Source organism: Oceanirhabdus seepicola (assembly GCF_023684385.1).
GTDB classification, from domain to species: domain Bacteria; phylum Bacillota; class Clostridia; order Clostridiales; family Clostridiaceae; genus Oceanirhabdus; species Oceanirhabdus seepicola.
On record NZ_JAGSOJ010000001.1, the window covers coordinates 1,553,900 to 1,568,665 of the forward strand.

Annotated in this window: 15 protein-coding genes and 1 riboswitch; of the genes, 2 read left to right on the top strand and 13 right to left on the bottom strand. The window is 30.5% G+C overall.

The genetic code is table 11. The features are described 5' to 3' along the window. Positions 1–13: 13 nt before the first annotated feature. The 4 genes from pflA to KDK92_RS06880 all read right to left on the bottom strand — a co-directional run bounded on the left by pflA (position 14) and on the right by KDK92_RS06880 (position 4,888). Entirely contained in the window at positions 14–721 is a 708-nt protein-coding gene (gene pflA / locus KDK92_RS06865) for a pyruvate formate-lyase-activating protein (RefSeq protein WP_250858454.1), read from the bottom strand. 17 nt (positions 722–738) lie between these two features. Next, complete coding sequence (gene pflB / locus KDK92_RS06870) at positions 739–2,988, bottom strand: formate C-acetyltransferase (RefSeq protein WP_250858455.1); 2,250 nt, start codon at positions 2,986–2,988, stop codon at positions 739–741. 108 nt (positions 2,989–3,096) lie between these two features. Next, a riboswitch (ZMP/ZTP riboswitch) is annotated at positions 3,097–3,177 on the bottom strand. 124 nt (positions 3,178–3,301) lie between these two features. Next, positions 3,302–3,439, bottom strand: a complete 138-nt coding sequence (locus tag KDK92_RS06875) for a hypothetical protein (protein WP_250858456.1) — start codon at positions 3,437–3,439, stop codon at positions 3,302–3,304. Between the two features lie 288 nt (positions 3,440–3,727). After that, positions 3,728–4,888, bottom strand: coding sequence for a DUF4932 domain-containing protein (locus tag KDK92_RS06880; RefSeq protein ID WP_250858457.1), 1,161 nt, complete (start codon positions 4,886–4,888; stop codon positions 3,728–3,730). Between the two features lie 422 nt (positions 4,889–5,310). Here KDK92_RS06880 and KDK92_RS06885 point away from each other — a divergent pair, with 422 nt between their 5' ends. Next, positions 5,311–6,822 (top strand): FAD-dependent oxidoreductase, encoded by a 1,512-nt coding sequence (locus tag KDK92_RS06885; protein ID WP_250858458.1) that lies wholly within the window; start codon positions 5,311–5,313, stop codon positions 6,820–6,822. Between the two features lie 78 nt (positions 6,823–6,900). Here KDK92_RS06885 and KDK92_RS06890 read toward each other — a convergent pair whose 3' ends face one another. The 8 genes from KDK92_RS06890 to KDK92_RS06925 all read right to left on the bottom strand — a co-directional run bounded on the left by KDK92_RS06890 (position 6,901) and on the right by KDK92_RS06925 (position 13,311). After that, positions 6,901–7,698, bottom strand: coding sequence for an MBL fold metallo-hydrolase (locus KDK92_RS06890; protein ID WP_250858459.1), 798 nt, complete (start codon positions 7,696–7,698; stop codon positions 6,901–6,903). Between the two features lie 78 nt (positions 7,699–7,776). Next, a complete protein-coding gene (locus KDK92_RS06895) occupies positions 7,777–8,223 on the bottom strand; it encodes a GNAT family N-acetyltransferase (RefSeq protein ID WP_250858460.1) in 447 nt (148 codons plus the stop codon). A 19-nt stretch (positions 8,224–8,242) separates the two neighbouring features. Beyond that, complete coding sequence (locus tag KDK92_RS06900) at positions 8,243–8,704, bottom strand: MarR family winged helix-turn-helix transcriptional regulator (RefSeq protein ID WP_250858461.1); 462 nt, start codon at positions 8,702–8,704, stop codon at positions 8,243–8,245. A gap of 188 nt (positions 8,705–8,892) precedes the next feature. Beyond that, a complete protein-coding gene (locus KDK92_RS06905) occupies positions 8,893–9,447 on the bottom strand; it encodes a flavodoxin family protein (protein ID WP_250858462.1) in 555 nt (184 codons plus the stop codon). Between the two features lie 107 nt (positions 9,448–9,554). After that, positions 9,555–10,013, bottom strand: coding sequence for a GNAT family N-acetyltransferase (locus tag KDK92_RS06910; protein ID WP_250858463.1), 459 nt, complete (start codon positions 10,011–10,013; stop codon positions 9,555–9,557). 54 nt (positions 10,014–10,067) lie between these two features. Continuing rightward, entirely contained in the window at positions 10,068–10,733 is a 666-nt protein-coding gene (locus KDK92_RS06915) for a DUF1905 domain-containing protein (RefSeq protein WP_250858464.1), read from the bottom strand. Positions 10,734–10,885: 152 nt separating this feature from the next. Next, positions 10,886–11,629 (bottom strand): class I SAM-dependent methyltransferase, encoded by a 744-nt coding sequence (locus KDK92_RS06920; RefSeq protein WP_250858465.1) that lies wholly within the window; start codon positions 11,627–11,629, stop codon positions 10,886–10,888. 155 nt (positions 11,630–11,784) lie between these two features. Further along, the gene (locus KDK92_RS06925; RefSeq protein WP_250858466.1) at positions 11,785–13,311 is read right to left on the bottom strand and encodes a helix-turn-helix transcriptional regulator; all 1,527 of its coding nucleotides are present in this window, start codon (positions 13,309–13,311) and stop codon (positions 11,785–11,787) included. Positions 13,312–13,622: 311 nt separating this feature from the next. On the opposite strand from KDK92_RS06925, the gene KDK92_RS06930 reads away from it, so the two are divergent. After that, positions 13,623–14,414, top strand: coding sequence for an alpha/beta fold hydrolase (locus tag KDK92_RS06930; RefSeq protein ID WP_250858467.1), 792 nt, complete (start codon positions 13,623–13,625; stop codon positions 14,412–14,414). 69 nt (positions 14,415–14,483) lie between these two features. Here the strand turns inward: KDK92_RS06930 and KDK92_RS06935 are convergent, their stop codons facing one another. Beyond that, complete coding sequence (locus KDK92_RS06935) at positions 14,484–14,765, bottom strand: STAS domain-containing protein (protein WP_250858468.1); 282 nt, start codon at positions 14,763–14,765, stop codon at positions 14,484–14,486. Position 14,766: the final 1 nt, after the last annotated feature.

A 14,766-nucleotide genomic window follows, 5' to 3' on the forward strand; every position in this document is an offset into this window, starting at 1 on the left:
ATTTATTTATCTATTAAACACTTACAAATCTATCTTCCATTTTCTTAATTTTCTCTCTACACATAGGTTTAATTCCCTGTAGTCTGTATGGTATACCCATAGTCTCATATTTATTTACACCAAGAGTATGATAAGGAAGAAGTTCAACTTTTTCCACATTTTCAAATTCATCAATCAAACTTTTCAACTGCTTTAAATGGTTATCCCCATCAGTTATTCCTGGTACAACTACATGTCTAATCCATAGGTTTACATTGGATTTCTTCAAATCTTCAGCAAACTTTTTAAACTCGTTAATATCCCCTCTAACAAGTTCCTTATATCCTTTTCTGTTCACATGTTTAACATCAAGGATTGCTAAATCAGTATATTTTAAGATTTCTTCATAATTCCCTAAACCGAATCCAGCTGTATCTATAGCAGTATGCAATCCATGTTCTTTACAAAGCTTAAGAAACTTTATTAGAAATTCAGGCTGTAGAAGTGGATCACCACCAGAGCATGTGATTCCCCCTCCAGACCTATCAAAATAGTGTTTGAATCTTAATGCCTTCTGTAAAAGTTCTTCTGGAGTTACCTCTTTTCCTTCATTCAAATTCCATGTATCAGGATTATGACAGTAAGCACATCTTAACTTACACCCTTGAAAAAATACTACAAACCTTATACCCGGACCATCATTAAGCCCTAATGTTTCTATAGAATGTATTCTTCCCTTCATAAAGCACTCCCCCTTATTTACATAGTATCGTGGAATGTTCTGCTGATTACCTCAAGCTGTTGAGCTTTAGTTAATCTATTGAAATTAACTGCATATCCTGAAACTCTAATAGTCAATGTTGGATATTTTTCTGGGTTTTCCATAGCATCTATTAATGTTTTTCTGTTTAATACATTAACATTTAAGTGGAATGCACTTTGAGAAAAATATCCATCTAGGATAAATACTAAGTTATTTATTCTATCCTCTTCTTTCTTACCTAATGCTTCAGGTACAATTGAGAAAGTATTAGAGATACCATCTTGGCACCACTCTCTATAAGGGATTTTTGCTACAGAGTTTAATGAAGCTAAAGCACCATTTTCATCTCTTCCATGCATTGGGTTAGCTCCTGGTGCTAAAGGCTCGCCAGCTTTTCTTCCATCTGGTGTAGCACCTGTCTTCTTACCGTAGACTACATTAGATGTAATTGTTAAAGCTGATAGAGTGTGTTCAGCATTTCTGTATGTTTTATGCTTCTTAAGTTCAGTAGTAAACTTCTTAACAACCATTACTGCTAAATCATCAACTCGGTCATCATCATTACCGTATTTAGGGAAGTCACCTTGAATTTCAAAATCAACAGCTATTCCTTCTTCATTTCTAATTGGTTTAACTTTAGCATACTTTAAAGCACTTAAGCTATCAGCTACAATAGAGATACCTGCTATACCAAATGCCATATATCTATGCACCTCTGAGTCGTGCAGTGCTAATTGTCCTGCTTCATAAGCGTACTTATCATGCATATAGTGGATAGTATTCATTGTATTTACATATAACTCTGCAATATACTCCATAACCTTCCAGAAACTCTTCTTAACTTTTTTAAAGTCAAGAATCTCTTCTTCCATTCTTTCTATTCCCGGTATAACAGTAATTCTATTACCTTGCTTATCAAGTTTAATTTCTTCTACACCACCATTGATTGCGTATAGAAGGGCTTTTGCAAGGTTAGTTCTTGCTCCGAAGAATTGCATTTCCTTACCAACTTGCATTGCTGATACACAGCAAGCAATTGCGTAGTCATCACCGTAAATTGGTCTCATTATATCATCATTCTCATACTGAATTGCATCTGTCTTGATAGACATGTAAGCACAGTATTTCTTAAATCTTTCAGGTAAATTTTCAGACCATAATATAGTCATGTTTGGTTCTGGAGCCGGGCTTAAGTTAGTTAATGTGTGTAAGAATCTATAAGAAGTTTTAGTTACGTGGTGCTTACCATTAATCCCTATACCACCGATAACCTCTGTAATCCAGTTAGGATCCCCAGCAAATAAATCATTGTATTCAGGTGTTCTTAAGTGTCTTACTAATCTTAATTTGATAACAAATTGATCAATAAGTCCTTGAGCCTCCTCTTCATTTAACACTCCACTCTTAAGATCTCTTTCTATGAAACAATCTAAGAATGCTGTATTTCTACCAAGAGACATAGCAGCACCGTTGTTTTCTTTAACCCCAGCTAAGTATCCAAAATATAAGAATTGAACAGCTTCTTGTGCATTTGTAGCTGGTTTAGAAATATCTATACCATAAGTAGCAGCCATTTCTTTAATTTCATGTAATGCTCTAATTTGCATTGAAAGTTCTTCTCTATGTCTTATTAACTCTTCACTAGCTGCTCCAGTAGCTTTAGCTAAATCTTGCTTTTTTTTCTCCATTAAAAAATCTATACCGTAAAGAGCTATTCTTCTGTAGTCACCTATGATTCTTCCTCTACCATATGCATCTGGAAGACCAGTTAAAAGTCCAACAGTTCTTGCTAATTTTGTTTCTTTAGTGTAAGCATCAAATACCCCTTGGTTATGAGTTTTTCTATATTCATTAAAATGTCTAGGTATCTCAGGGTTAATCTCAAATCCATATGCCTTTAAAGAGTTTTCTACCATTCTATATCCACCGTAAGGATTTATTATTCTCTTTAATGGTTCATCTGTTTGAAACCCAATGATTGTCTCATTTTCTTTATCTATATAACCTGGTTCAAAGTTATTTATTCCTGCAACTTTATTAACCTCAACATCGATTATTCCTTCTTTAATTTCTTTAATTATTAAATCATGAGCTTTTTCCCAAACCTTATTAGTCTTTTCAGTAGGTTCAGCTAAGAAACTTTCATCTCCATCATATGGAGTGTAGTTCTTAATAATAAAATCTCTCACATCTATTTCCTCTTGCCAATTACCTTCATTAAATCCTGTCCATTCTCTTTTTAACATAACTAACGCCTCCTAAACTTTTTTATAAAGTCCGGTACTTTCCAATATAACTTTTTAGAAATTTTCACTTCCATAAAGAATAAAAAACAACAAAAAACCACCCGGACATATCTTTGCCCAGGCGGTCGGCATTTATTCAAATCACACTCCCTGTGGTTAATTCCACTTCCGCCAGTCATGTGATAATCTTTAACAAACTAAAGTTTTATTTTATAGCCTTATAATAACAATTTCTTAACATTGTGTCAACTATTTAATTTTATTTTCGTACTAACTCGTATATTAAATATTTTTTTTAGCTAATTATTCGCTTTTATAATTTCATCATCTCTCCACCATATTCTATTCCTGTACTTTTTCCCTTTCCACTGTAAATTACCTTTGAACTTTCTATATCTCGAAGTTCAAGTTGTACTTGCCCTTTAATATTCTCTTCAACTAAAGGTATCAAAAGTCTCTCTTCTTTTTAGCTCCATGGTACAGATCGGGATTTCTAATTTTTCTTATCATAAATGCCTCCTTAGAAAACTATTTATTATACTCTCTAAAAAAGCTTAGTTTATTCATTATCGGTGAATAAATGTTTCTATAGAATCATATAACATCGTAAAAATAAATACCAAAATATATTCAATAACTTATCCACATATTCAAAAATTTATAATTTGCTATAGAGTAAAAAAATTAAGCATCGGTTTATTAAAAAAAACCGATGCTTAATTATGAACTATCTATTTAGTTATTTTCCATTACTAAAAAGTTCTTCAATCAAAATTGGAACAAAAGAGTCTATACTTTTATATTTTTCTCTGTTATTTTCATATTCTTCTAACTTTTCATATATCCCATTTAAGTAATGAAATCCACCATATAATAATTCTTTATCTAAAATAGTATGTCTTGCTTTTTTTTCATCATATACATTTCTATAAATTCTTCCTTGTATCGCTCTTACAAAATATTCATCTGTAATTCTGTTCCAAGGCATACTTGAATATAAAGATGATTCTACAAGTTCTTCCTTGTTTGAAAATTGATTAAATTTATCAATGATAAAATTATTATCCTTTACCGGCTTGTTTACAAAGAAATGTAAAAACTCATGAACCTCAGTTGAAACACTTTGTTCTATATCATAATCTTCTAGATTTCTTGAGTTATAATTTAATAAAGATTGAAAACTGTATAGTGTAACTTTATCTTCTGTATCTGTTTGGAAAAAAGATCCCATGAAAGGTCTCCAAGGAGTAACTACTGTTTGATAATTAATTGTTTTTGTGATTTTCTCATTTACTCCTATGTAACTTTCCATTTCTTTTAGTAATATACTAATATCTGCTTTGTCTCTATTATTATTATAGTATTCTTTCATAGATAAATATATTTCAGAATTACTATTAAGGAATTCTTCTGCCTTTGTATCTTCATAAAACTTTTTAAAATCTTTTATAAATTTTTCTATTTCCTCTTTATTTGAAAAAGTATAACTTACTTGGTCGACTTCAATATTATTTTCTAACTTATAATCATTTGAAAGATTAAGAAGTATAGTTATAACATCCGAATTAATATCATCATACCACAAATATTCTGAAAATTCCTGAATAAACGGATGATCTCTATATGGAGTAAAATACTCCTTAGCTTTTATATACAAAGGATACCTATCTGTATCTGGAAGCAACCTATCGCTCTTAAAATCCAAATACAAAGCTGAAGCTATAATATATGTATCAACCATCTTATTATTATAAATTTTATAGTTTATGTCCCCCTCATGCTCATATAAAACAAGTTCAGATTTATTCGTGTTTTTTTTTGCGGTTGAAGCAGAACCATTCGAGCTACTACAAGAAATTAATAATAAACACATAATAATCATGATGCTGTATTTTTTCATAAAAACATCCCCTTTAACATATCGTTTCACTTTGATAAAAACACTTGATATTTCTTCTCTACTAATCAATATAAATCTTCAATACTTCAATTCTATCCTTTTCAAGAAAACTCTCATAACCAATCTTTGTGTTTAAATTTCAATTATCGATTCTTATATTATAGATGTTAGCATTAAGTTACTATAAAAACAATATTTGTAAATCAATATTTCCTTTACTTGTTGAAGCTTAGAGCATGTAACTTTTCTCCTTCCCTCTTTAACTAAAACTTAACTATGTAATTATTTTTAGTTTTTTGCCATTATTTTTTATAATAGTTACTATTTTAGATTTTTCTATACTCTCCTTGAAAGTTTATTAATTATCAGTGAATATTACTCCCTAGATAACAAAAACTAAAAAGGCAAAGGAGTGATGATAAATGAATTTCACAAGATCCTATTGGATAGACTCTACAGAAGAAACAAAATATCCTTCACTAAAAGAAGATTTAACCATAGATATAGCTATAATAGGTGGTGGTATAGTTGGTATTACCAGCGCACTACTTCTTCAAAAAGAAGGTTTTAAAGTAGCTCTTTTTGAAGGTAATAAAATCATAAAAGGTGCTTCTGGACACACTACAGCAAAGATAACCTCTCAACATAATCTTATATATGATTATTTAATTAAAACCTTTGGATTTGAAAAAGCACAGCAGTATGGGGAAGCTAATGAAAAGGCTTTAGAATTCATAGTAGATAAAATTGAAAAGAATAATATTAACTGTAATCTTGAAGTTTTGCCATCTTATGTTTATACACTTCAGGATAATTATGTTTCAAAAATCGAAAGAGAGCTTGAGGCTTGCCATAAATTAGGTTTAAATCCTCATTTTAAGGGAACATTCCTTCTATCACTTCCTATAAAAGCCTCAATAGAATTTAGAGATCAAGCTCAATTTCACCCTAGAAAATATCTTCTTGCTTTAGCAAAAGAGTTTGTTTCCCTTGGCGGCCTTATATATGAAGATACTAGAATTGTTGATTTAGAAGAAGGGTCTATAGTAACATTAACTACGGAAGATGGAATAAAAATCAAAAGTGACAAGGTACTTTCAGCTTCTCATTTTCCATGCTATGATGGCTCAGCAAAATACTTTACACGACTTAGACCTGAGCGTTCATATCTAATTGGTGTTACAGCAAAATATGACTTTCCAAGAGGAATGTTTATATCTGCTGAAGACCCTAAAAGATCTCTTCGTCGCCAAAATGATCAAGAGAAACAACTGATTTTGATAGGTGGAGAAAGTCATAAAACAGGAGAAGGAAAAGAAACTGAGTTTCATTTTAATGCTTTAAATAATTTTGCTACTGACCTCTTCGCTATAGATAAGGAACTTTATAGATGGTCTACTCAAGATTATATAACCATAGATAGAGTACCCTATATAGGAAAATTAAAATCTTCATCAGAAAATATTTATGTAGCAACAGGCTTTGGTAAGTGGGGAATGAGCGGTGGAACTAATGCTGCAATAATGATAAGAGATATGATAGTAAAAGGTTCAAGTCCCTATGAAGATTTATTTTGTCCTTCAAGACATATAACCCCACCATCAATTAAGAATTTTATTATTGAAAACCTTGATACTGCTAAAGAATTGGTAAAAGGTAAGTTAAAAATTAATTCAGGAAATCTTAAACTAGATAGAGATGAAGGAAAAACTGTAAGTATTGATGGGGAAAAATATGGAGCTTATAAAGATACTGAAGGAACCCTTCACCTTGTAGATATTACTTGTACTCACCTTGGATGCGAGCTCACTTGGAATTGTGCAGAAAGAACTTGGGACTGTCCTTGTCACGGCTCACGCTTCAACTTTAAAGGTGAAATATTAGAAGGGCCTGCTTTAGAGCCACTTAGGTATTTTAAAGGAAAACCGTATTAAAAGAACAAAACTAAGCCATAATTGGTATTATAACGAGTTATGGCTTTAAAAATTCTTTAGAATAAAGAGCTTTTTTATCTACAATTTAGAACCATCATATAATATGCTATAATCCTCAAATTCACACAATAATCCTTCACCGCAAAAAGTTTGGTGCGTTGTTCCTTGCTTTTTACCATACAAAATATCTTCAATATCTGAAATTAATTTATTTAACATTTGTGATTTAAATGAAGTTCCATGAGCAGGTAAAATAGTATCAAAAGCATTTATATCTAATTCAAGTTTTTTTAACCCTGATAAATAGGTACTTAAAGATGTTGAGTGATCTAGATGCATCCATATATGACCTTTTAATATTGAATCACCTGAAAATAATATTCTCTCTTCCCTATCTAGAAGTCCGATGCCTCCAGGTGTATGCCCTGGTAGTTCGATAACTTCAATAATCTTGTTTCCTAAATCAAATTTATGACCATTCTTTATAGCAAATATATTACCTAATTTTGAATGAAGCCATTGTTCTGAAGAAAATTCTTCAGTATATGGTCCTTTTAATACATTATTAAGAGCCCATTGTCTATTTTCTAATTTAAAACATCCTTTAAGTATAGGTATATCATCCTCTCCAATATATATATCAGAAAATTGGTATCCTCCACTAACATGATCTGGATGACCATGAGTATTAACTACTATCAGTGGCAAATCGGTTATTTTAGAAACAACCTCTTTTAAATTACCTACACCCCATCCAGTATCTATTAATAATGCCTTTTCATTTCCAATAATAAGATACATAATATTGTCACCATTATCATCAATTGAATAGATATTATTAGTTATTTGATTTGTTTTAAACCAATCAGTACACATATTTATCTGTCCCCCTTATACCTAATTAAATGTCATTCATTCTCCATTCTACATTATCAATTATCCATTATGGTTTTATTAAGCTTTTCTATATAACATTTCTTTATGAGGAAGTGAATCTTCAAGATATACCTCTGAAACCTCTTCAAATCCTAAGCTTTTATAAAAATCAATTAGATATTCCTGTGCTGAAATCCTTATTTCATATTCATTTAATTCTTCCTGAATAAAGTCAATAGCTTTCATCATTATTTTCCTAGCTAATCCCTTTTTACGTTGCTCCTTAGCCACTACTACTCTTCCTATAGATATTTCATCATAGGAAATACCTTTTTCTAATATTCTTAAATATGCTATAATTTCACTATTTTCCTCAACAAATAGATGATATGCATTTTTGTCTTTGTTGTCACAATCCTGATAAATACATTCTTGTTCTACCACAAAAACTTCATTTCTTAGTTTTAAAATCCCATATAACTCTTCAACTGTTAAATCACTAAACTTTTTCATTTTCAAATTCATAATGTCCAATCTCCTTTCATTAATCTAAATAATCTCTATTCATACCTTTTTTAACTACTTCCCAATCCTTTTCAATATTTAATCTCATTTTATTTAAAAGTTTGTAAGCAATCTCTTTTTCTTCATCTGAAAAATCTTTTAATGCATTTTTAGTAGTATAATCTTCTTCTTTCCTAAGAAATTCATATATTTCTTTTGCTTTTTCATTTGGATAAAGTTTAAAGGATCTTTTATCTTTTTCGCTTTGTTCTTTTATAATATAACCTTTTAAAATCAATTTTTTTACTGCTTTAGCTGTGGTAGTTTTATCAACCTTCAGCATATTAGAAAGTCTTTCTTGATTTATTCCTGGATTTTCACATATTCTTACTAAAAAGAGATATTGACCTTTTTCTAAGCTTATTTCTCTAAATTCAATATCACTTATTGAATTAACACATCTTGCAACCATTCCTATTTCTCTTAAAATAAAATAGTCCATAAAACCTCCAATCATAATAACATATCATCAAAAATATAGTTGAAAGTTCAACTATTTAAATCTTATCATAATATAGTTGAACTTTCAACTAATAATAATGAAAAATAAATGGCATGGAAGTTCCTGTACCATTTATTTTAAAATCTATCTTTTATTTTCTTTTTTGAAGTTTAGTATTTATTCAAAATCTATGCTTTATCATTAAAAAATAATGCCAAATCCCTTGAACTTTCCATTGCTTTTATATCATCTTTAGCTGGAATATCATTTGTACTATGGCTATAAACCATTGGTGCAGTATCTCTCGAATTCATATGATGTAAAAGGGTACACGCTGTATTATACGCATTTTCAATACTTCCATCTCCACCACCAACTAATATAACTCCACCTTTCTTTTTTTTCTTTATGGGATTCTCTTTTCGAAAGAATCTTGCACAAAAATATGTTTGTAACCTGCTTGTAATAGCCAACAACTGCCCTGTTAACTCAGAAAAGTAAAGTGGCGATGCGATTACTATGTTATCGCATTCTTGAATATAATTATAAACTCCCTGCATTTCATCATTAATAGAACACCCATCATTTTCCCAACAATATCTGCAGTCAATACAAGGTTTAATGCTACAATCATACGCGTCTATAATTTTATATTCACCTTCTAGGTGACTAATAAATTCATTTACCAAAGCCATAGTATCACCATTTTTTCTAGGTGTACCACTAAAAATAAGTGTTTTCATTAGTAATTCCCCCTCTATTTAATTCGTAATTATTTACTATTATTTTGCAATAATTATTTTACTTGTTTTATCGTACTTAGCTCTTTTATCTACACTATATTCCTATATTATATAGTTTTTTCATATAGATATAACTCTCCAGATTCCCCTACTTTTTGATATCCGTTCTTTTCGTAAAATATATGATTTCTATAACAGTACTTTGGCGTATCCAATATCCATTTATTCACATCAACATAATTATTTTCAATAAACTCTAATGACTTAGTTCCTATACCTTGGTTTTGATACTCTGGTTCAATAAAAATCCTATCTAAGTTGTACGTTTTATTATCTTTAGATGAGATAATAAATCCCCCAACTATGGTATAATCATCTAATCTGATTTTATAATACATACCTCTTTTTATCATATTAATATTCCATTTAAGTGATGAGTACCCAGGAGGCCCACAACCAACTGATTTGCCCATGAACCTTTTGGCATCATCATCAAATGCATGTTTTTGTACCATTGTCAAAGCTCTAGCATCTTCTACTCTGGCTTTTTCAAAATACAAGCTCATATTATCCCTCCTATACTCACTGTTATTCTCCTCACCCCTACCATAAATCCATTACTAACCATGTATTTCTAAGAACATTGTTATTTTAGCTCCCTCTGGTAAATTATCTAAAACCCCTCTTGCAGGATCATAATACTTACCCTTGAATAATAATATATAATGATTATGGTCTTCAAAATTTACAGTTAGTATGCTAATATCCGAAGGATTTGGATTCTTCTTCGATATCTTTATATTCTTCTCTGAATGCCTAACCGAATATTTATCTAATACTTCAATTATTTTACTAATACCCATTGGTTTTTTCTCTACTATGTCAATTACTTCTTCAACGGACTTGCCTATCAACATTGCTACACATGCAGTCCCACATGTCTTATTAGTTGGTTGTCTTCTAAAGATAATGTTATCAATTTTTAACCTTTCTTCCATGGTGGCTATTTTAGGTTTCACAATGTTTTGTAACTGTATACTAATTGAAATTTCATCGCCTGAAATTAGTTTTAAATCACTTCTCATTTTCTTAGTAAGCATTAATACATACTGACCTTCTCCTTTAGGAATTATCGTTGAATCATAAGAGAATTCATTGATTTCACATATAACTTTTACTCTCCCTTTCTTTCCAAATGTTTCCCACACATTGAAGGGTATTTCAATATAGTATTTCCCATTAGCTAATCTTTCTTCATCGTATATTGTGTTAAATGTCTTTTTCATTTATCGCTCTCTTTCTATTCACGTTTTCTTACTCTATGAGTGATGTATAATCTTAAATGGGAACATTTTAGATTTCCTTGCTTCATATTTTATAAATATTTAAAATAAGAAAAATCTTAACTACCCATATGTTTATATTCGTTTTATTTATATTAAAGTTTCCTTGCTTTAATGATAAATGAAAGCGGAAGCATTTTTGCCTTTTTTGACCTGTTATCAAGGTTACCTGTTGATGACATTGTCGCCTTGTCTGTTTCCTCAACCATCTGTTCAATAACAAATCCTGCTTTTCCCAGTGCATTAATATAAGTTGAAATCTTCCTATTACACAATGTAATATCACAATCATCCAATAGCTGGGTAAACCAATTTTCATCAAAATAGGCTTTTTCGAATATTAATTTATCTTCTTCAACAACTACACAATGATGTAAAGGGTGTTTCCAACTAAAAATAAATATACCATCCTTTTTCAAGTAAGATGCTATACGATTAAACGTTCCTTGTAAATCTGTAGTCCATCCAATAGCATATATAGAATATACAAAATCAAAGTACTCTTTTGGTATTCCATATTCTACTTCCATAGGTGCATTAATCAACTTGGGTGTATATCCACATTCAGTCAAGTATTTATTAGCATTTTCAATTTGTTTTGTAGACATATCTATTCCCCAAAGTTCAGCAGCATTGTTGTCACCGTGATACTTCAAAGAATGACCGCTTCCACATCCGATATCTAACATTTTCTTTCCTGCAACATCGCCAAATAATTTCAATTCATCTTCTGTCACAAATTGAACACCATAGGTTGGAAGAGATGTAACGCCAAACCATTCATCCGCATTTCTATCCCAATAATTTTTATTAATATTCAGTACACTTTTATTATCCATAAAAAAATCCCCCTTTAAAATTATTAAATTAGCCTTGTCACATAAGTACACAGTTTAATATAAATGAAACGAGTAAACCGCCTTTGTCTAAAGTACAATAAAATTAAAATTTCTCCAAGAGAAATGTCCATCATTATCCATTATACATTATGTTTTTATCCTATCTTTTCTAAGGCTTTTCCAATATACTCAGCAGCTTTCTTATCTAATTCACATGCCTTATGTATCATTTCCACTAGTTCTTTTCTAGTTTGAGGCTCCCCTAAAGCTCTTGCTTGTTTTTCACTCATACCAAATCCACCAAGAATTTTTGCCATTGACTGAACAATACTATGCTCTTCACTAAATAATTTACTTGCTTCTTTTAGCTCATTATCAACCTGAGATAAATCACATGCTGCTTCTTTTAAAAACTCCCCAGCACACCATCTACCTTCACCAATCATTGTCATAGCATCCGTCTGACACATAAGTCTTTCCATTAATAATGGTAATGGTGCATCCTTAGGGAATTCACTATCATTCCCTATAGCTTCAGCCCATGCATTAAAAGCTGAAGTTCCTCCTGCACGATGATAAACTCTTGAAGTATTCATTATATCTATAGCATAAGAAAGAATATCCTCAAGAACTTCTTCCTTAGAAATATCTTCATTTTTCTCCCCTATTGACATAACCCCAACAGTCATTGGATGTTCAAACCATCCTTTGCGAACAAAATATCCACACGATTCCTTTTCTACTGCCCCCGCAAACTCAGGCATATCTTGAAAGAAGTTCCACCCCACAAGTTCTTCTCCATTATTTTTATATCCTGTAATAATGCAAGCTTCTGGCGGACCAACAATACCAAATCCAATTACTGGTCTTCCTTCATCAATTTCATCCTTTATAAATTTAATAAAATCCTCTTTTTCTCCTGCCTTTATATCTTCATTTAGATTCTCAGATTTATCACATATATCCATTAAGAAAGATTCTTTTTTTAGAAGCATCTTAAAATCTCTTCCAGCTGCATTAAATGCCCTTTTTAATGGCTCTAAAGAATCCTTTCTCATTCCTAAAATATCAACATTTCCACCGTCCCAACACTCAGGGTTCCACATAAGCCTAAATGCAGTACCTGAAGCTGCCATTAAATAAGGATAGCTTATATCTTGTCCCATGTATCTAAGGCATGCCTTTAATGATGATATAAATGGTGTAATTTCATAACTCTCAAAATAACTCACCTTTGGTACTCCATATAAAATACAATCATTAACATAATTTTCTGTTTCATTCTTCATAACTAAATCCTCCATATTTTTAACGGAAGGACCAAAAACGCCAGGCACTATCAAGGTTCCACTTACAGTCCGTCTATTTTTCCTAAAATTTGAGGGAGTTTCTCCAAAAGCTCTTCTAAAAGCTCGTGCAAATACATCATGAGAACTGAAAGAATAGTCCATTGCAATTTTAGATATACTCTCATCAGTATTAACTAATTTAAATGCTGCATGATTTAGTTTCCTACTTGTAATATATTTTGCTAGACTTTCATTTGTTGCTTCTTTAAAAATAGCTCTAAAGTGGGATAATGAAAACCCCGCTTCTTCTGCAACCTCTTCTACCTTCAACTCTTCCGTTACTCGATTTTCTATATAATCATACATAGCTTTCAAAAATATCATATAATCCATTTTTCCACCTCCGGAGATATATCCATTATATACCGTACAATTAATATTTTCTCGACTATTTTGATGATTATTTTTTCTCTATTTTTTATTATCTAATAACACAAACAAATTTATGGTAAAAATTTCTGATTCATTCATTAGTGGAGAAACACATAATTATGTTAAAATAAATCTAAAAGAAAATATAGAGATTCCAACTCAAATATTAATTTATACAAGTCCATAACTCATTGATACGCTGAGATTTTGGAACATGTATAAATTAATTTTCGTACTGGAATCTCTATAGTTAAAACAAAGGAGAAAATTATATGATTCACTATAGAGTGATTGCAGATAATAAAAAAGAATGGGTTGTTTTCATCCATCCTTTAGGCGGAAGTTCTGCAACTTTCTTTAGACAAGTAAGGGAATTTAAGAAACACTTTAATTTATTATTGATAGATTTACCTGGACACGGAAAATCTAAGAAAGGTATAACAAATCTTGAACCTGAGATGATAGTAAAAGATATATTAAATATTCTAGATGATTTAAATATTGAATCAGCTCATTTTGTTGGTATGTGTCTTGGAAATGGAGTTATTGATTTTATTTATGAAAATAATAAATCAAGAATTAAATCCATAGTATATGGCGCCGCTGTAAAAGAGATAGGACTTATCAATAAACTTTTATTACAAGTGGGACATGTTTTTAAACACTTAATGCCTCATCATTTTCTTTATAATTTATTTGCATTGGTAATGATGCCTAAAAATAATCACAGAGAATCTAGAGAAATATTTGTAAGAGAAGCAAAGAAAATGGATAGAAATGATTTTCTTCATTGGTATAATATTATAATGGAAAAGAAAAATTACTACGAAAATAAGAAGCAACTAGTGAAAGATTGCATTAACAAACTATATATATATGGAAGTGAAGATCATTTATTTTTATCAAAAGCTAAAGAGTATGTTAAAAAAGATAAAAATGCAGTAATTCAAATTTTAAAGAATGTAGGACATATGTGCCATATTGAAAGTCCAAAGGAGTTTAACCATTCAGTTATTTTATTTATAAATCAGCAAAATGAAATTTCATCTAGTTTTCAAAATTAAAAAAATTGGTCATTATATAGGAAATGTAGATAGAGTTGTGGAGACAACTCTATCTACATTTTTTTTATTTTATTTCTTTATTTCAAACACCTTATCTAATCTTGTTAGTTCGAAAATTTTCATAACCTTGGGATTAATCGAATTAAGTTTAAAACTTCCTTCTAACTCCATACACTTCTTATAAATTCCTACTAAAACGCCAAGTCCTGTACTATCAATAAATGAACAATTATTGAAATTAAGTACAAAATGTTTTTCCCCTTTACCTATCATCACATTTACTTCTTCCCTAAATTTAGCAGCTTCATCTACTTCAAAGTTTTCAGGTATTTGTATACTTATTTCATTCATA